Below are 17924 nucleotides of genomic sequence, written 5' to 3' on the forward strand. Positions count from 1 at the left end.
TCATGCGTAATCTCACCCGCGCCCTCATCGCCAGCGCCACCGTGCTGGGCCTTACCGCGTGTGGCGGCCTCAACATCGGCGGGCGTGACCGTCCGGACGAATTCGCCGTGCAGCGCCAGGCACCGCTGGTGATCCCGCCCGACTTCCACCTGACTCCGCCGGAGCCGGGTGCTCCGCGTCCGGTCGAAGGCACCGCATCGCAGCAGGCTCTCGAAGCCCTGTTCGGTGGCCCGGCCCCGCGCAGCGCCGTGGAAACCAGTGCGCTGGATCGCGCCGGTGAAGCCGCACCGGGCATCCGCACGGCTGTCGGCGACGCCGAGACCTTCACGGTCGACAAGGGTACCGCCGTGCAGACCATCCTCGCCGCGCCCGAAGGTGACGGCCAGGCTGCGCGGGCCGTGATCCCGGGCTGACGCCCGCAATCACTTCACAGTTCGATTTTCGAAGCCTCCTCCTCGGCTTCGTCCTCGGTGCTGTTCCCTGCACCCGGCTTTGCCGTCGTTCGGGGCGACCTGCGGGTCGCGCGCAGTTAAGCAAACTTGACGTGAAAACGGTCACGCCAGTGACCGCAAGGGCGACCGCCATCCCGCACAGCGTGCGCGCAGCGAAGCGGAGCGCGTCTAGCGAGGACGCACCGACGGAGGTCGGTGCGCAAGACAAGCAATCCTACTCCTGGCTCACCAACAGCTTGTCGATCTTGCGCCCGTCCATATCGACCACCTCGAAGCGCCAGCCCTGGTCGCTGAAGTGCTCGCCTTCCGCAGGCAGGTGCTTGAGGACGAACAGCGCGTAGCCCGCTGCTGTCGCGAACTCACGATTTTCCGGCAGGTCGATGCCGAGCCGTTCGGCCAGGGCATCTGCCGCAAGCGCGCCCGAAACCAGCAGCGAACCGTCCTGCCGTTCCGTCACCATGGGCGTGTCGCCCTCGTCCTGGTGGCTGGCAAAGTCGCCGGCGATCGCGGACAGCAGGTCTGCCGTGGTAACGATTCCGTCGAGATGGCCATATTCGTCGTGCACCATGACCATGCCCGTGCCCGACTGCTGCAACACGCGCAGCACGTCCATCGCATCGAGCCGATCGGGCACGACCTCGGTCTTGCGCATCAGTTCTTGCAGCACGACCGGCTGGCCAGCGACCAACAAGGCCAGCACTTCCCGCACCTTGACCACCCCCAGCACCCTGTCTGCCGAGCTTTCGGCCACGGGCAGAAGCGAATGCGGCGAAGCGGCGATGGTCTGGCGGATCTGTTCCTCGTCTGCTTCGACATCGAGCCAGTCGATCTCGGTCCGCGGCGTCATCAATTCGCGCACAGCCCGGTCCTGCAAGCGCATGATGCCGGAAAGGATCGCGCGTTCCTGTTCCTCGATAACCCCGGTGCGCGTGGCGTCGGCAAAGATCATCTGCAGTTCTTCGGCGGTCAGCCGGTGGTCACCCTTGTGGCGAATCCCCAGCAGCGACAGCAGCAGGTTGGACGAGGCATCCAGCAGCCAGACGAAGGGCGCCGCCGCCGCCGCCAGCCCGGCCATGGGGCGCGCCATGATGACGGCAATCCGCTCGGCATTGCGCAGCGCCAGTTGCTTGGGCACCAGCTCGCCGATCACCACGCTGCAGAAGGTGGTCAACACGATCATCAGCGCAAAACCGGTGTTGGCGGCAAGATCCGGGTCGAGCCCCAGCCCCGCCAGCCGCTCACCCACCGGTTCACCCAGCGTCGCGCCCGAAACCGCGCCGGCAATAATGCCGATCAGCGTTATGCCGATCTGCACGGTGGAGAGGAACTTGCCCGGGTCCGCCGCCAGCCGCATTGCCACCTCGGCGCTGCGGCTGCCTTTTTCGGCTGCCATGCGCAGGCGCGCGGTGCGGGCAGAGACAATTGCCAGCTCGGACATGGCGAAAACGCCGTTGAGCACGATCAGCAGTGCAAGCGCGGCGAGGTAGTGCCAGGGAAACGGGCTCATCAGGCTTGTGTCGCTAGCAGCAATGGCGCGGAGTGCAAAAGCCTTCGACAGGAATCATTCACGGAACGGCATGGTCATTCTGGCGTTTAGACTTGTGATGGCCGGAGTAGAGCACGGCCAACGACAGGCTTAGTCTGCGTAAAAACAAAGGGAATGCCGATATGAAATTTAACAAGATGCTCGTCTCGACCACAGCCGCGCTGGCTCTGGCTGGCACCACCACCGCATGTGTCACTGATCCCAACACCGGCGAACGCCACGTTTCGCGGACCGCCATTGGCGGCATTGGCGGCGCGGGCCTCGGCTACCTGCTTGGCGGCCTCGTCGGCGGCAAGACCGCCCGTATCGTCGGCGCCGGCATCGGTGCCGCTGCTGGCGGCTATGTCGGCTACCGCATGGACGAACAGATTCGCGAACTGGAGGAAGTGACCGCCGGGACCGGTGTCGACGTTACACAGACGCCCAATGGCGACGGCATTCTCGTCAACTTCCCCGATGTCACCTTTGCTGTGAACTCGACCACGATCTCGCCGCAGATGCGCAACACGCTCGACGGCGTGGCACAGTCGATGATCGACTATCCGAATTCGCTGATCGACGTCATGGGCCACACCGATTCGACGGGTAGCGAGCAGTACAACCTCGACCTGTCGCGTCGCCGCGCCGAGTCGGTCGCCAACTACCTTGTCTCCCGCGGCGTTGCCCGCGCCCGCATCGAGACAATCGGCTACGGCGAACAGTATCCCGTTGCCGACAACTCCACCGAATCCGGCCGTTCGCAGAACCGCCGCGTGGAAATCCGCATTACCCCGATCACCGAGGACGACGTCAACGCCGCCTACTAGTCCGGGCCCTCAGGCGCCAGGCGCAGGCCGTTCGGCCCGCCTGGCTCCTCGAAAAAGCTCGGGCGCGCGGTCGCGCCCGAGCTTTTTTCCATTCCGGCGTAACTGACTGGAACGGTCTGCGCCCAGCGGACCGCAAGGGCGACTGCCCGCGCGGACCTAAGACAAGCGATTTGCCCGGTCCGCCAGCCGTTCGACGGCCGCTTCGTGGATCTTCGGCGCGCTGACCAGCAGGCCGAAGGCGCGCGGATCGCGCTTGTTGTAAGCGAGGGGCTTGCCGAAGGCGTCCGTCGCCGCAGCGCCTGCCTCGCGCGCGATCAGCGCGGCAGCGGCCACGTCCCACTCGAAACCCCAGCGCAACGTCGCAACAAGATCGGCCTGACCATCTGCGACCATGGCGATGCGCAGCGCGATGGAATTGGGCTGGTCGACCTTGACCAGGTCCTGGTCTTCCTTGGGCAGGTCGTGCACGGGAACCCGTGCCCCGGCGAACTCCGTGCGCGTGCTGGCGCGCAGCCGCTGGCCATTGAGCCAAGCCCCGCGGCCTGCCGTGGCTGACCAGACCTCGCCGCGCGACGGCGCCACGAGGGTGCCGAGCAGGGGCCGTCCGGCCGAAACCAGCGCCACGGATACGGCCCAGCCATGCCGTCCCCGGATGAAATCGCGAGTCCCGTCGATTGGATCGACCAGCCAAACAAGGTCCTTCCCGAGTCGTTCGGCGCTGTCAGCCGTTTCCTCGGACAACCAGCCGGCAGCGGGCAGCAGTGCGCCCAGCTCGCGCTTGAGGAAACTGTCAACCTCGAGATCGGCTTCGCAGACCAGCGAACCGGGCGATTTCTCCCAGCTTTTCAATGCGTGCCCAGAACCGGGCCACTTGCGTAGCGCCATCGATCCTGCCTCGCGGCAGATCGCTTCCAGTCTCATGCGGTCAATCATGGGTGCCAAGGCCAATGACGGCCACGCTAAGCGATTGCAAGCGCGGCGCGATAATGCTTTAGCGCCCGCAAAACCCCCCTCTGCATTCGAAGAAGGTCCGTCTCCATGAACATCCACGAATACCAGGCCAAGGAATTGCTCGCGAAGTTCGGCATCGGTGTGCCGACGGGCTATCCGGCGTTGACCGTGGAAGAAGCCGTGGAAGCAGCAGGCAAGTTGCCCGGGCCGCTTTACGTCGTAAAGGCGCAGATCCACGCCGGTGGCCGCGGCAAGGGCAAGTTCAAGGAACTGCCTGCCGATGCCAAGGGCGGCGTGCGCCTCGCCAAGAGCGTGGAAGACGTGCGCAAGGATGCCGGGGAAATGCTCGGCAACACCCTGGTGACCGTGCAGACAGGCGATGCCGGCAAGCAGGTGAACCGCCTCTACGTCACCGACGGCGTCGACATTGCCAAGGAATACTACCTGTCGATGGTGGTCGACCGTGCCACCAGCCGCGTCGCCATGATTGTCTCGACCGAAGGCGGCATGGATATCGAGGAAGTGGCGCACTCCACGCCCGAGAAGATTCATACCATCACCATCGATCCCGCCACCGGCTTCATGCCGCACCACGGCCGCTCGGTTGCCTATGCGTTGAAGCTCGACGGAGCGCTGGCCAAGGAAGCGCAGAAGCTGTCAGCCAAGCTCTACGAGGCCTTCACTGCGCTCGATTGCGACATGCTGGAGATCAACCCGCTGGTGGAGACCGAAGACGGCAAGCTGCTGGTGCTCGACACCAAGATGAGCTTCGACAGCAATGCCCTCTATCGCCATCCTGACGTGGAAGCCATGCGCGACGAGACCGAGGAAGACCCGATGGAGGTCGAGGCCGGCAAGTACGATCTCGCCTATATCAAGCTGGACGGTGATATCGGCTGCATGGTCAACGGCGCAGGGCTTGCCATGGCGACCATGGACATCATCAAGCTGAACGGCTCGTTTCCGGCCAACTTCCTCGACGTGGGTGGCGGCGCCACCACCGAGAAGGTGACGGCCGCGTTCAAGATCATCCTGTCGGACCCGGCGGTGAAGGGCATCCTGGTCAACATCTTCGGCGGCATCATGCGCTGTGACACCATTGCCGAGGGCATCGTGATCGCGGCCAAGGAAGTCGAGCTGGACGTGCCGCTGGTGGTGCGCCTCGAGGGCACCAACGTGCAGCAGGGCAAGGACATCCTCGCCAACTCCGGCCTGCCGATCATCCCCGCCGACGACCTTGGCGATGCCGCCAGGAAGATCGTGGCAGAAGTGAAGGAAGCCGCCTGATCCCTACCGGCTCGGGCCCGGTTCCGGCAGGACCGGCGGGCTCGAGTCCTGGTAAGTCAGCCAATTTTCCCAAAGCAGGTGCGTGCGCGCGTCGGTCATGTCGATGCGGCACGATAGCGTCATGATCCCGCGGATCGTGCCGTCGATCCACTTTTGCAGCACCGCACCGCATTCGGCATCGCGATAGGCCGTGAAGGCTTCGTCAGAAGCGCGGATGCGATCTGCCACATCGGGCTCGTCCGCGTACTGTTCCAGCGCTGCCGCGAGGTAGGTCGCGCGCTGCTCCTCGGCGCGGGCGAGAACTTCGACGTGGCATTGGTCGAGATCGACGGTGGTCATGGCATCGGGGCAGAGCGTCGGCCGCATTGCCGTCTCGGCGCGGCGGAAGTTGAACACCAGCTCGCCGGTGGTGCCATCGGAATTGCTCATGCGCACGGCGACTACCAGCCCGTCGTCGCCATCGCAGCGATAGGTGAGGCCATTGAAGTAGGCCGCGCAGTCCTCCAGCGCGACGAGCGGGAAACGGACCATGTCGTCGCGCTCTTCCCAGCCGGTCAGGTCCGCGTTGAAGTGCTTGAGCAGGACCGCGAGCGAGCCGTTCTCCTCCTCGACAATGTACATGTGCTCGGTGAACATCAGGCCGCCGTCGCCGTCTTCCTGCACGAACAGGCCGACCATCGTGTCACCGGCCGGCGGCAGCCAGCTCTCGTGCGATAGCGCGCCGCCAATGCCCGGACCGCTCCATCCACCGGACAGCCAGGCAAGGTCTTCCACCGTGGCAGCGGGGGCTACGTGCCCCGCTTCGGCGACGCGCGTTTCCTGCGCCGCGGCGGGGAAGGCTAGGCTCGCGAGAAGCAGCATTGCGGGAACGTGCAGGCGCATCGGCGAGTCCTTCTTACAGTCGCTGGCAAATCAGGCTAAGGCCAGTGCCCTGAACGGTAAAGCACTGTTGCTTGACCTATACGTTAAGTCGTTTACATAAGCGGCACACAAGACACTGTGGAGAAGGCAGGACCATGAAAATCCTCGTCCCCGTGAAGCGGGTGATTGACTACAATGTGAAGCCGCGCGTGAAGGCGGACGGATCGGGCGTCGATCTTGCCAACGTCAAGATGAGCATGAATCCGTTCGACGAGATTGCCGTCGAAGAAGCCTTGCGCCTGAAAGAGGCCGGCAAGGCCGAGGAAGTCGTGGCCGTGAGCATCGGCCCGGCCAAGGCGCAGGAAACCCTGCGCACGGCGCTCGCCATGGGCGCGGACCGCGCGGTGCTGGTCGAGACCGACGAAGCGGTCGAGCCGCTCGCGGTGGCCAAGATCCTCAAGGCGATTGCCGAGGAAGAAAAGCCCGGCATCGTGATGCTCGGCAAGCAGGCGATCGACGATGACAGCAACCAGACCGGACAGATGCTGGCAGCCCTCATGAACCGCCCGCAGGGCACCTTCGCGAGCAAGGTTGAGATTGATGGCGACAGCGTATCGGTCACCCGCGAAGTCGATGGCGGCCTGGAGACGGTGAAGCTGTCGCTGCCCGCGATCATCACCACCGACCTGCGCCTCAACGAGCCGCGCTATGCGTCGCTGCCCAACATCATGAAGGCGAAGAAGAAGCCGCTCGATACCAAGACCCCCGCCGATTACGGCGTCGATATCGTTCCGCGCCTCGCCATCACCAACGTCTCCGAACCGCCCGTCCGTCAGGCCGGCGAGATCGTGGAAGACGTCGATGCGCTGGTCGCCAAGCTCAAAGCCCTGGGAGCCATTTGATGACTGCTCTTGTACTTGCTGAACCGCATGGCGACGATATCGCCGATGCCACGCTCGCTACCGTAACCGCTGCCGCTGCCCTCGGCGGTCCGGTGCACGTGCTGGTGGCCGGCTCCTCCGCTGCCGGTGAGGCCCATGCCGCGATCGCCGGTGTCGACAAGGTGCTGGTGGCTGACGATGCTGCCTATGCCCAAGGCCTGGCCGAAAACGTCGCGCCGCTGATCGCAGGCCTGATGGATGGCTACGATGCCGTGCTCGCACCTGCCACGACCACGGGCAAGAACGTGCTGCCACGCGTTGCTGCCCAGCTTGACGTGATGCAGGTCTCGGACATTATCAGCGTCGAAGGCCCGAAGGCCTTCAAGCGTCCGATCTATGCCGGTAATGCCATCGCTACCGTCGAGAGCAGCGATTCCAAGCTGGTGATCACCGTACGCACCACGGCCTTCGACAAGGCCGAGGCCAGCGGCGGCAGCGCCAGCACCGAAGCGGCCAGCGGCCCCGGCGATGCCGGCCTGTCCGAGTTCGTCGGCCTCGACGCGGTGAAGAGCGACCGTCCCGAGCTGACCAGTGCCGGGATCATCGTCTCTGGCGGCCGCGCACTGAAGGACGCGGAAACCTTCGAGCAGTACATCACTCCCCTGGCAGACAAGCTCGGCGCGGCCATCGGCGCGAGCCGTGCGGCGGTCGACGCGGGCTATGTGCCCAACGACTACCAGGTCGGCCAGACCGGCAAGATCGTGGCACCCGAAGTCTACATCGCCATCGGCATCTCCGGCGCGATCCAGCACCTTGCCGGGATGAAGGACTCCAAGACCATCGTCGCCATCAACAAGGACCCCGATGCGCCGATCTTCCAGGTCGCCGACATCGGTCTCGTGGCAGACCTCTTCAACGCGGTGCCGGAACTGACCGAAAAGCTCTGACGAGCCACTCCGGACAAAGTCATTGAAACCTCCTCCCAGCGCGATAAAATCGCGCTGGGAGGAGAGTTTACATGGCTATCGGAAAGGTAATTGCGACTGCGGCATCGGCATTTCTGGCCGTCACCGCCACACCGGCATTTGCGCAGGACGAATCGCCGCGCAGTTTCACCATGCAGGGTTCGTGGAGCCTTGATGCTGGCGATGACTATTGCCGCCTCGCCGCGGTTTTTGCCAACGGCAGCGACGAGATCGCCTTTGCGCTCGAACGTAATCGGGCGGAGAATTTCGCGCGCCTGATCCTGGTTGGCGACGTCATTGTGCCTTATCGTGGCACAGAAGAGATAGGCTATCGCTACCAGCCCGAGAACGTGCAGCGCACCGCGCGTTTCCTGCGTTCCGAAACGGCGGACGGACGCGCCTTTTTCAACCTCGGCCTGATCCAGTTTGACGAAGTGCCGTCAGGCCCGCCAGACCTCACCGCCGTCTACAATCGCGAAGACGAGCTGGCCTTCGCCACCGGCATCAATGCCTTGCTGCTCGACGAAGGGCTCCGCCAACCCATCAGGATCGAAACCGGCTACATGCGCGGACCGATGCAAGCCCTGCAGGCGTGCACGGACGACCTGCTGCGCGTCTGGGGTCTCGACTACCAAGCGCACCAGACCATGACACGCCGCGCCGCGCCCGTCGGCCCGGCCTACGAGTGGCTGGCAAGCGGCACGATCGGCTTCGGGGACTTCCCGCTGCTGGGCGGCGGCGCCAATCCCGTGCGCGTGATGGTGAGCGCCGAGGGCGAGCCCACGGCCTGCCACGTGCATTGGCCCTCGCTGGATGCGGACACCAACGAATCCATCTGCGAGCAGATCTTGGAGAACGGCGAGTTCACCCCCGCGCTCGATGCCGAGGGCAATCCCATTGCCAGCTACTGGACGGTGGACCCGATATTCGGCCTGACGCGGCCCTTTGGCGGACGGCGGCGTTAGAGCACTTCGGTCAGCAGGTGGATGGTCACGCCAACGAGGCCACCCACCAGCGTACCGTTGATGCGGATGAATTGCAGGTCACGCCCCACGGCTCGCTCGATGCGGGTGGTGACCGTGCTGGCATCCCAGCTCTTCACCGTGTGCGAGACGAGGCCCACGATCTGTTCGCCGTAACGGTTGACCGTGCCCACCAGCGTGCGGCGGGCAAACCGGTTGACCTGCATTTGTAGAACCGGATCGCTGCGCAGCGTCTCGCCCAGCTCGGCGAGGCTGTGACCGACCTGGCCGCCCATGGCCTGGTCCGGATTGCGGATCGATGCGATCAGCGACAGGCGCAGGCGCTCCCACACGCCTTGCCACCAGTCGGACACCGCCGGGTTGGCGAGCAAGTCGTTCTTCAGCTTCTCGATCTTGGCGCGCGTCTCGGGATCGTGCTGCAGGTCATGCGCCAGCTTTTCCAGCCCTTCCTGCACCTTGCCGCGTAGCGGATGATCGGGATTGACGAGGATCTCGGCCAGCAGGCGATAGAGCCCGTCGAGCACCGAGTTGGCCAGCCGACCGTCGAGGCCCGTCCAGCGGATCACGGCATTGGCGCGCTCCTGCACCATGTCGCGCACCATTTCCTCGTTGTCTTCCAGCGTCAGGCCCGCCCAGCGGATCATCCCGTCCATCAGTGGCTGGTGGCGATTGTCGGCAATGGCCGCTTCGAGCATGCGGCCAAGTAGCGGGGATATGTCGATCTTCTCCGCCTGCCGCGCGAGGCCTGCCTTTACCTGCATGCCCAACCGGTCCGGATCGAGCGATTCGAGCAAGTCCACGAACAGCTGCGCCGCGCCCGCGCGCAGGCGGCCTTCGGTGCTGTCGCCACGCTTGACGAGGAAGTCGCCCGCCGCCTTCGCCACGTTCATCTCGCGCATGCGCCGCGCCACCACCACCGGCGTGAGGAAGTTGGTCTGCAGGAACTGCGCCATGGTGTCGGCAATCCGGTCCTTGTTGGACGGGATGATCGCGGTGTGCGGGATCGGGATGCCCAGCGGGTGGCGGAAAAGGGCGGTGACGGCGAACCAGTCTGCCAGCCCGCCAACCATGGCCGCTTCGGCGAAAGCGTGGACGTAACCCCAGGCCGGGTGGACGCCCAGCATCTGGTGCGCGCCGAGGAAAACCCCGCCCATTCCTACCAGCAGCAGGGTGGCAGTGATTCGCATGCGGCGCGCCCGATCGGGCGGCAGGGCAGCGCCGCCTTGCACGGTCAGGCTCCGCTTACTCGGCAGGCTCCGGCTCCCGTTTCCCGCGAATTTCGTCACCCGGCTTGTAGGTCAGCAGGCGATCGCGCAGCCACGGGCCAAGCCTCTTCTCCAGCCCGTCGGCCAGGCTGAAGCCAGCCGGCACGATCAGCAGGGTCAGCGCCGTCGACAGCAGCAGGCCGCCGATCACCACCGTGCCCATGGGCGCGCGCCAGGCACTGTCACCCGAGAGCGAGAGCGCGGTCGGCACCATGCCCGCCGTCATGGCGACGGTGGTCATGACGATCGGCTGCGCACGCTTGTGACCGGCTTCGATGATCGCTGTCAGCTTGTCCCTGCCTGCCTCCATTTCCTCGATAGCGAAGTCGATCAGCAGGATCGAGTTCTTGGCCACGATGCCCAGCAGCATCAGCATACCGATGAACACCGGCAGCGAGACCGGCATCGGCTGCCCGTCCTTGAGCAGGCCCGCAATCACCAGCGCGATGAAGCCGCCCAGCGGTGCCAGTGCCAGCGAGGTCATGTTGACCAGCGGCGAGACGAGACGGCGGTAGAGCAGGACCAGTACGGCAAAGACGAGGAACAGGCCTGTCACCACGGCGGTGACGAAGTTGTTGAGCAGATCCTGCTGCCACTCGTCCGCGCCGACCGGCTGGTTGGAGACGCCGGTAGGGAGGTTTTCCATGATCGGCAGGGCGTTGATGTCGTTGAGCACGTTGCCGCGCGCCACGTTGGGCGCGATATCGACGCCGACAAAGACGCGGCGGTTCTGGTTGTACCGTTCGATCGAGGTCGGACCCATGCCGAGCGAGATGTCCGCCACCCGGCTGAGCGGCACCGAACCGCCGCTGGCGGTGGGCACCGGCAGGTTCTGGATCGTCGACAGGTCGCGTCGGGCACCTTCGGCCAGGCGCACCCTGATCGGGATCTGCCGGTCCGACAGCGAGAACTTGGCCACGTTCTGGTCGATATCGCCCAGCGTGGCGATGCGGATCGCTTGGCTCAGCGCCGAGGTCGTGACTCCCAGCGACGCGGCAAGGTCGGTACGCGGTTCGATGATAAGCTCGGGGCGCTGCAAGTCATAGTCGATGCGCGGGGCAACCGCACCTTCAACCGTTTCCATCTGCTCCACCAGGATGCCCGCCGCGTCGAACAGCACCTCGGGATCGGAGCCGGAGAGCATGATGGAGATGGCGCGACCGGTACCGCCACCGCCGCCCTGCTGGTTCTGGAAATTGATGCGGGCGTCAGGGATATCCTGCAGGACCGGCGTCAATTCCTGTTCGAACTGCATGGAGGTGCGCTCTCGGTCATCGCGCAGGACCAGGCTGATACGGCCCGAGCCTTCGTTGGCAATGCCCAGCGCCAGTGCAACCTCCTGCTCCTCGCTCAGGCGCGCGGCGATCCGGTCGACCACTTCTTCGGTCTGCTCGAGCGTCGTGCCCGGCACCATCGAAACGCTGACGCGGCTGAAGTCGCTGTCGTTGTTGGGGAAGAACTGCTGTGGGACGCTGGCCGCGATCAGGACCGTCAGGAGCAAGGCGACCATGCCCACCAGCATCATCCACACGCGGTGGTCGAGGAAGCGGGCGGCAAGATAACGCGTCCGCCGGGTGAAGTGATTGCTGTCATAGCCAACAACCAGCCCCACCAGCAGGCCGACAACAAACATCAGCAGGCCGCCGGCAATGTAAGCCGCCAACAGCGTGAAGAGGAACATGAACGGTGTGCCCAGACCGATTCCATCGGCCAGACCAAGCCAACCAAGCAGGCCAGTGGGGCCCAGCAGCACGGCCAGGATCGCCAAGCCTGTTACCACGGCCGCAGACTGTATTACCCAGTGCGTGGGCGTGAAGCCGATGCGCTCGCGCATCCTGCGGAAGGCCGTGGTGTCGAGCGACCACCGCAGGACCTTCATGTAGCGGTCCATCATCGGGCCTTCGCCGTGTTCGGCAATGCCCTTGGCCTTGAGGAAATAGGCCGCCACCATGGGCGTGATCAGTCGCGCAACGGCAAGGCTCATCAGCACGGAGGCGACCACGGTCAGGCCGAAGTTCTTGAAGAACTGTCCGGAAATGCCGGGCATCAGGCCGACGGGCAGGAACACCGCGACGATACAGAAGGTGGTCGCCACCACCGGCAGGCCGATTTCGTCGGCCGCATCGATAGAGGCCTGGTAGGCGCTTTTGCCCATGCGCATGTGGCGCACGATATTCTCGATCTCGACAATGGCGTCATCGACAAGGACACCGGCCACCAGACCGAGTGCGAGCAGCGACATCGTGTTGAGCGAGAAGCCCAGCAGGTCCATGAAATAGAAGGTCGGAATGGCCGACAGCGGAATCGCCAGCGCGGCGATGATGGTGGCTCGCCAGTCGCGCAGGAACAGGAACACCACGACCACGGCCAGCAACGCGCCTTCGACGAGCAATGCCATCGAGCTTTCGTACTGGTCGCGGGTGTAGTCGACTTCGGTGAAGAGGCGGGTGAAGGTGACGCCAGGGTTGGCTTCTTCCAGCTGTTGCAGGACTTCGATCGCCTCGTCGTAGACGCGCACGTCGCTTTCGCCGCGCGCGCGGGTGATCGAGAAGGTGACGACCTGCTTGCCGTCGACCTTGGCGACCGTGGTGATCTCGCCGTAGGAATCGGTAACCTCGGCGATATCGGACAGCTTGACCGTGCGGCCACCGCCGATCGCAATCTGCGCCTGCGACAACGCGTAGGCATCTTCGGCATTACCCAGCACGCGCACCGACTGGCGCGAACCGGCGATCTCGGCCTGGCCACCCGCAGCGTTCAGGTTGAGCTGGCGCAACGCCGAGTTGACCTGGCTGGCAGTGACGCCGAGCGACTGCATCCGGCCCGGATCGAGGATCACCAGGATCTCGCGGTCGACGCCGCCGCTGCGGCTGACCTCGGCAAGGCCATCGACCGTCAACAGTGCCTTGGTCACCGTGTCGTCGATGAACCAGCTGAGCTGCTCGATCGTCATGTCGTCAGCGGCAACGCCAAACGAGACGATCGGCTGCGAGCTGGTTTGCTGCTTGAACACGCGCGGTTCGAGAATGCCGTCAGGCAGTTCGCCGCGAATGTTGTCGATCTCGCTCTTCACCTCGTTCACCGCCTCGGCGATGTCGGTGCCGAGCGCGAACTCGATGCGCGTAAACGAGCTGCCTTCTGACGCGGTCGACCGGATGCTCTCGATCCCGTCGAGCGTCTGCACGGCAGCTTCGACGCGCTGGGTGATCTGGTTTTCGACTTCGGGCGGGGCGGCACCCGGCTGCGAAATGCTGACCTGCACCACCGGGAATTCGATGTCCGGCTGGTCCTGGATGTCCATGTCCTGGAAAGCGAAGATGCCAGCCAGCATCAGGCCGATAAAGGCCAGGATGGGGACGATCGGGTTCCGGATCGACCAAGCGGAGATGTTGCGGAAATCCACCTTGTCGGCCTCAGTCTGCCGCTTCGGTAACAGGGCGAACTTCTTCGCCCTCGCTCAGGAAGCCGCCAGCCCGCATCACCACGCGCTCGTCGCCGGTCAGGCCGGAGGCAATGACGATGCCGTCATCGCGGATCATGCCGAGCTCGACAGGGCGGCGGACAACGTGGTTGGTGTCGTCGATAATATAGACATAGTTGCCGCGGTCATCCGACAGCACGGCGCTTTCGGGCAGGCGCGGCGCGACCACGGTTTCACTGGCCAGCTCGATCGAGGCAAAGCCGCCCGGACGCAGCGCGGCATTGTACGGCAAGGCGCAGCGCGCAGTGCCCTGCCGGGTCTGCTCGTTGATCACGGGGGACTTCTGCCACACCTGGCAGGCGAAAGATTCATCGGTGCCCACTGGCGTTACGCGGCCCGTTGCGCCGAGGCCGATTTCGGCCAGCTCGGCTTCACCGATCTGCGCCAACAGCTCCATTTCACCGCCGCGGGCTATGCTGAACAACACGCCCGAACCGGCGCTGACCGTCTGTCCCGGCTCGACTTCGCGTGTCAACACCAGCCCAGCGGCCGGAGCGACGATATTGAGTTGGGCGTTACGCGCACGGCGCTCTGCCAGCTGCGCACGGGCAACCGCGACACGCGCCACGGCCGCGTCGCGTGTGGCGGTCAGGCGATCGATATCGGCCTGGCTGATGAAGCCGCGCTCCACCAGCTGCATCGCACGGTCGAGATTGGCCTGGGCAAGGTTGGCGTCAGCTTGTGCAACTTCGATCTGCGCTGCCTGCGCGTTGGCCTGCTGGCTCTGCACGGAGCGGTCGATGACGGCCAGTACCTGTCCGGCGTTGACCCAGTCACCCGGCTCAACAGCGACGGACACGACGCGGCCACCTTCACCGGTAACGCCGACGGGCATTTCGCGGCGAGCGGCGAGCGTACCAGTAGCATTGATAACGCCCTCCAGAGTCCCGGCACCCGGCGAGACCACGGTAACGGCGGGAATGGTCTCGCGGCCCTCAGCAGCGAACGGAACTTCTTCCTCGCCGCGGCTGAACATGAGCGCCGCGATGAGCGCGCCAGCCAGCACGATGGCCAAGACGACCCACATGCGCTTGCGGCGCGCGGCCTGTTCGTCCAGCGTCATACCGTTTTCGGTGTCGGAAAGGTCCACCGTCGTCTCGTAATTCATCGGCTAAATGCCTTATCCATTGCAAGCGCAGGCCTAGCACAGGCGCGCAGGCGGCGCGACCAGCCCCAATGGCCGTAGAGCCGCCCCATAGCGCCGATGGACGGCAAGGCGCAATGCAGGCTTCTGCAAAGCAGCGATCCGGTTCGATGAAACGGTATTTCAAGCGCGAAAAAGGGCGGAAAACAGCGGTTTTCCACCCTCTTCGCATTTGTAACAAATTGTCTGCGAAAAAGCCTTCCGCAACAGGCCGGGACTAACCCCGCTTCTTCACCTGGCGATAGATCACCAGCAGGATCAGCGCGCCGACAACGGCAGCGATGAAGCCCGGGCCTTCGCCCTGCTCGTACCAGCCGATCGCATTGCCGAGGAAACCGGCCACTGCTGCGCCGGCAATGCCGAGCAGGATTGTCATGATGATACTGCCGCCATCCTTGCCGGGCATCAGCAGCTTGGCGAGTGCCCCTGCCAGGCCGCCGACGATGATCCAGCCGAGCCAGCCATGTTCAACAAAAAGGTCCATTGTCAGTCCTCCCCTTGCCGGGGCAGCCGCGCGGCGACTCCCCTCCTGTCGAGGCGAGCATATAGGCAGGCGTGCGATCTACAATTGAAAAAGGCGGAAAGCCGTAGCCATCCGCCTCTTTCCCTATCTTGAATTTGGCTGACGCCTTTGGCGCTTAGCGCACGCGGCCTCGCTGGATCAGGTTCACGATGGCCAGCAACACCACAGCGCCGATCAGGCTCATCAGCAGTCCGGGAAGGCTGAATGCGGTCAACGTCGCACCAATGCCGAGAAAGGTCGAACCGATCCACCCGCCCAAGAGCGAGCCAATGAGGCCGACCACGATATTCCAGAGAATGCCCATGGAGGCATCACGGGCCATGATCATGCTGGCAATCCAGCCAATCACACCGCCGACGATAATTGCAACAATCCAGCCCATAACGTTTCCTCATTCTGCCTCGCCCTCGATGGGGCTAACAGGTAAAAGAACGTTGTCGGGGGCGCTCTGTTCCGAGAGTGCGCTGCTATTGGTCCGTTGGCGCTGTCGGCCGCCGCGAGGAACTCAGTACTTGAGCTGGCGCTCGTATAGGTCGCGGTAGTGCTGGATGCGCGTGACGCGCAGGCCCTGCATGCCCGAGCGGTCGACCGCGCGCTGCCAGCCGGCGAATTCTTCAAGCGTCAGGTTGTAGCGCTCGAGCACCTCGTCGATGGTGAGCAGGCCACCGTTGACCGCAGCCACGACCTCGGCCTTGCGCCGTACGACCCAGCGTTTTGTCTTCGGCGAAGGAAGATCATCAATGGTGAGCGGCTCACCAAGGGGGCCAATCACCTGCGCCGGTCGGATTTTCTGGTTCTCAATCATGTATTACCTCGGATGGCAGGTTGCGTACGGTCAGCGCCTTCAGTTGCTTTGCCGCATGCCCCTTTGCCATTGCCTAAATCATCATGGTTAACGCTCCGTTCGTACTCCTCGTGCCGCGTCGGTTCTTGATGCAGCGCAAGGTGCCGCGCCGACCCCGCGTCGAAGCTGGCCAGGGTCGCGTCTTCGGCTGTCGCCAGAGAAGCGCGCAGATCACGCGCTGCCTCCAACTTGGCCACAAGGTCCGACCAAGTCAGTTCGGACAGTGCATCCCCCGCCGTTTCTTCGGCGGCTGCACTGGGCGCTTCAGGCGAAAATGGAGGCTTTCCCTCGAACATGGTGACAAGCTTTAGGGGGCAACTGTCAACATGCGGTAAAGAACCTCTTAACCGAACCTTGAGGGGTGCAGACGGGGTTTCACCTATGCGCTGCTGCGTGTATGCGCCGCCGCGTCATGACCATTGCCGCCGATCTCCCGGTTTCGGTTAACCCCGAAACCCTGTTCGACCTGCCCCGGCCTGCTGCCGAATGCCGGATCGTGGTCGCCATGTCGGGCGGTGTCGATTCGTCGGTAGTGGCCGCGCTCGCTGCCGCCACGGGTGCAGAGGTGATGGGCATTACCCTGCAGCTGTACGACTATGGCGCGGCGACGGGCCGCAAGGGCGCCTGCTGCGCGGGTGACGATATTCGCGACGCACGCATGGTGGCAGACAAGCTGGGCATCGCCCATTACGTGTTCGATCACGAGTCGAGCTTTCGCGAGGAAGTGGTCGAGACCTTTGCCGACGAATACCTCGCCGGACGCACGCCGATCCCCTGTATCCGTTGCAACATGGGGCCCAAGTTCACGGACTTGCTGCGCATGGCGAAGGAGCTTGGTGCCGATTGCCTGGCCACCGGCCACTATGTCCGCCGGGTCGAGACCGATCATGGCGTCGAGCTTCACCGCGCGCTCGATCCCGCACGCGACCAGTCCTATTTCCTCTATGCCACCACCGAAGCGCAGCTTGACTACCTGCGCTTTCCACTGGGCGGCCTGCCCAAGACCGAGGTCCGCGCCATTGCCGAGGCGTTCGGCCTCGTGGTGGCGAACAAGCCGGACAGCCAGGACATCTGCTTCGTGCCCGATGGCGACTATGCCAAGATCGTGAAGAAGATGCGGCCCGAAGGAGCCAGGGCGGGCGAGATCGTCCATGCCGAAAGCGGCGAGGTGCTGGGACAGCATCCGGGCATCATCCACTACACCGTCGGCCAGCGTCGCGGGCTGGAGATCGGCGGCCAGCCGGAACCGCTCTACGTGGTCGGCCTCGACCCCGAAGCCGCGCAGGTGCTGGTGGGGCCCAAGCGCATGCTCGCCGTGTCCGCCGCGCAGATCGTCGAGACCAACCGCATCGGCCCCCTGCCTGACGTCCCGCTGACCGCCAAGGTCCGCTCGATGTCCAGGCCGGTGCCGATCACGCTGGAAGGCTCGCTGGGCGATGGCGCGGCGGCGACGATCCGTTTTGCGACACCCGAATTCGGTGTGGCGCCGGGCCAGGCTGCGGTGATCTACGCCGGTGACCGGGTGGTCGGTGGCGGCTGGATCGAAGGGACCGAGAAGGCCTAACCTTCCCAAGGCTCCAGCACGCAGCCGTAGTTCTCGTCGTAGGTGGCGGTCGTGCTCTCGATCAGCGGGATCCGCGCGGTGACGCTCCGTTCGGCCTCGTCCTCGGTCAGCCAGATAGCCCACATGGACGGCAGCAGGTCATCCTCGCACTGCCCCAGCGCGCGCCCGCCGACATAACGGCAGGAGCAGGCGGTCTTGGCAGCATAGCCTGTTCCGGCCTGCGAAAAGCCGTCGATCTCGGCGCGGAAGTACCAGCCGCCCGCGCCCAGCACGGCGGCCGGGAGCAGCAGCCATTTGAGCCGGCGGCCTCTGCGGTGCGGGCCAGCCTGATTTGCGGTTGCCATTTGCAAGGTCCTGCAGGAAAGACGGTG

Annotated in this window: 18 protein-coding genes; 7 read left to right on the plus strand and 11 right to left on the minus strand. The window is 64.6% G+C overall.

What is annotated here, in order from left to right; translation table 11 throughout:
• Nucleotides 1–2 precede the first annotated feature (2 nt).
• Nucleotides 3–413 (plus strand): DUF3035 domain-containing protein, encoded by a 411-nt coding sequence (locus AAEO60_RS13765; protein WP_341674281.1) that lies wholly within the window; start codon nt 3–5, stop codon nt 411–413.
• 253 nt (nt 414–666) lie between these two features.
• On the opposite strand, the gene AAEO60_RS13770 is transcribed toward AAEO60_RS13765, so the two are convergent.
• Entirely contained in the window at nt 667–1959 is a 1293-nt protein-coding gene (locus tag AAEO60_RS13770; protein WP_341674282.1) for a hemolysin family protein, read from the minus strand.
• 161 nt (nt 1960–2120) lie between these two features.
• On the opposite strand from AAEO60_RS13770, the gene AAEO60_RS13775 reads away from it, so the two are divergent.
• Entirely contained in the window at nt 2121–2804 is a 684-nt protein-coding gene (locus tag AAEO60_RS13775) for a YiaD family glycine zipper/OmpA-like lipoprotein (protein ID WP_341674283.1), read from the plus strand.
• A 156-nt stretch (nt 2805–2960) separates the two neighbouring features.
• Here AAEO60_RS13775 and AAEO60_RS13780 read toward each other — a convergent pair whose 3' ends face one another.
• Nucleotides 2961–3737, minus strand: a complete 777-nt coding sequence (locus tag AAEO60_RS13780; RefSeq protein ID WP_341674284.1) for a 3'(2'),5'-bisphosphate nucleotidase CysQ — start codon at nt 3735–3737, stop codon at nt 2961–2963.
• 105 nt (nt 3738–3842) lie between these two features.
• On the opposite strand from AAEO60_RS13780, the gene sucC reads away from it, so the two are divergent.
• Nucleotides 3843–5042, plus strand: coding sequence for an ADP-forming succinate--CoA ligase subunit beta (gene sucC, locus AAEO60_RS13785; RefSeq protein ID WP_341674285.1), 1200 nt, complete (start codon nt 3843–3845; stop codon nt 5040–5042).
• 3 nt (nt 5043–5045) lie between these two features.
• Here sucC and AAEO60_RS13790 read toward each other — a convergent pair whose 3' ends face one another.
• On the minus strand, nt 5046–5924 hold the full coding sequence (locus AAEO60_RS13790; protein ID WP_341674286.1) for a DUF6265 family protein: 879 nt from the start codon (nt 5922–5924) through the stop codon (nt 5046–5048).
• Nucleotides 5925–6058: 134 nt separating this feature from the next.
• On the opposite strand from AAEO60_RS13790, the gene AAEO60_RS13795 reads away from it, so the two are divergent.
• From AAEO60_RS13795 to AAEO60_RS13805, 3 genes are all read left to right on the plus strand, one after another.
• Nucleotides 6059–6805 carry an electron transfer flavoprotein subunit beta/FixA family protein gene (locus tag AAEO60_RS13795; RefSeq protein WP_341674287.1) on the plus strand — a complete coding sequence of 249 codons (747 nt, stop codon included), beginning with the start codon at nt 6059–6061 and terminating at the stop codon, nt 6803–6805.
• A complete protein-coding gene (locus tag AAEO60_RS13800) occupies nt 6805–7731 on the plus strand; it encodes an electron transfer flavoprotein subunit alpha/FixB family protein (RefSeq protein WP_341674288.1) in 927 nt (308 codons plus the stop codon). The genes AAEO60_RS13795 and AAEO60_RS13800 overlap by 1 nt, the downstream gene beginning before the upstream one ends.
• A gap of 71 nt (nt 7732–7802) precedes the next feature.
• Nucleotides 7803–8714 carry a hypothetical protein gene (locus tag AAEO60_RS13805; RefSeq protein ID WP_341674289.1) on the plus strand — a complete coding sequence of 304 codons (912 nt, stop codon included), beginning with the start codon at nt 7803–7805 and terminating at the stop codon, nt 8712–8714.
• Here the strand turns inward: AAEO60_RS13805 and AAEO60_RS13810 are convergent.
• The 7 genes from AAEO60_RS13810 to AAEO60_RS13840 form a co-directional block, all read right to left on the minus strand.
• Entirely contained in the window at nt 8711–9919 is a 1209-nt protein-coding gene (locus AAEO60_RS13810; protein ID WP_341674290.1) for a DUF445 domain-containing protein, read from the minus strand. The two genes, AAEO60_RS13805 and AAEO60_RS13810, sit on opposite strands and share 4 nt — an antisense overlap.
• 55 nt (nt 9920–9974) lie before the next feature.
• The gene (locus tag AAEO60_RS13815; RefSeq protein WP_341674291.1) at nt 9975–13400 is read right to left on the minus strand and encodes an efflux RND transporter permease subunit; all 3426 of its coding nucleotides are present in this window, start codon (nt 13398–13400) and stop codon (nt 9975–9977) included.
• A 10-nt stretch (nt 13401–13410) separates the two neighbouring features.
• Nucleotides 13411–14586 (minus strand): efflux RND transporter periplasmic adaptor subunit, encoded by a 1176-nt coding sequence (locus tag AAEO60_RS13820; RefSeq protein WP_341674292.1) that lies wholly within the window; start codon nt 14584–14586, stop codon nt 13411–13413.
• A gap of 253 nt (nt 14587–14839) precedes the next feature.
• Nucleotides 14840–15106 carry a GlsB/YeaQ/YmgE family stress response membrane protein gene (locus AAEO60_RS13825; RefSeq protein ID WP_341674293.1) on the minus strand — a complete coding sequence of 89 codons (267 nt, stop codon included), beginning with the start codon at nt 15104–15106 and terminating at the stop codon, nt 14840–14842.
• A gap of 154 nt (nt 15107–15260) precedes the next feature.
• Complete coding sequence (locus tag AAEO60_RS13830) at nt 15261–15527, minus strand: GlsB/YeaQ/YmgE family stress response membrane protein (RefSeq protein ID WP_341674294.1); 267 nt, start codon at nt 15525–15527, stop codon at nt 15261–15263.
• A gap of 123 nt (nt 15528–15650) precedes the next feature.
• Nucleotides 15651–15950 (minus strand): CtrA inhibitor SciP, encoded by a 300-nt coding sequence (sciP, locus tag AAEO60_RS13835; protein ID WP_120076290.1) that lies wholly within the window; start codon nt 15948–15950, stop codon nt 15651–15653.
• Nucleotides 15947–16285, minus strand: a complete 339-nt coding sequence (locus AAEO60_RS13840; RefSeq protein ID WP_341674295.1) for a hypothetical protein — start codon at nt 16283–16285, stop codon at nt 15947–15949. Before AAEO60_RS13840 ends, sciP begins: the two co-directional genes overlap by 4 nt.
• A 116-nt stretch (nt 16286–16401) precedes the next feature.
• Between AAEO60_RS13840 and mnmA the strand changes: the two genes are divergently transcribed.
• Complete coding sequence (gene mnmA, locus AAEO60_RS13845) at nt 16402–17553, plus strand: tRNA 2-thiouridine(34) synthase MnmA (RefSeq protein WP_341674296.1); 1152 nt, start codon at nt 16402–16404, stop codon at nt 17551–17553.
• Here mnmA and AAEO60_RS13850 read toward each other — a convergent pair.
• A complete protein-coding gene (locus AAEO60_RS13850) occupies nt 17550–17897 on the minus strand; it encodes a hypothetical protein (protein WP_341674297.1) in 348 nt (115 codons plus the stop codon). The genes mnmA and AAEO60_RS13850 overlap by 4 nt on opposite strands.
• Between the last annotated feature and the right edge of the window lie 27 nt (nt 17898–17924).

Source organism: Aurantiacibacter gilvus, from assembly GCF_038289935.1.
In the GTDB taxonomy this organism is placed as follows: domain Bacteria; phylum Pseudomonadota; class Alphaproteobacteria; order Sphingomonadales; family Sphingomonadaceae; genus Alteraurantiacibacter; species Alteraurantiacibacter gilvus.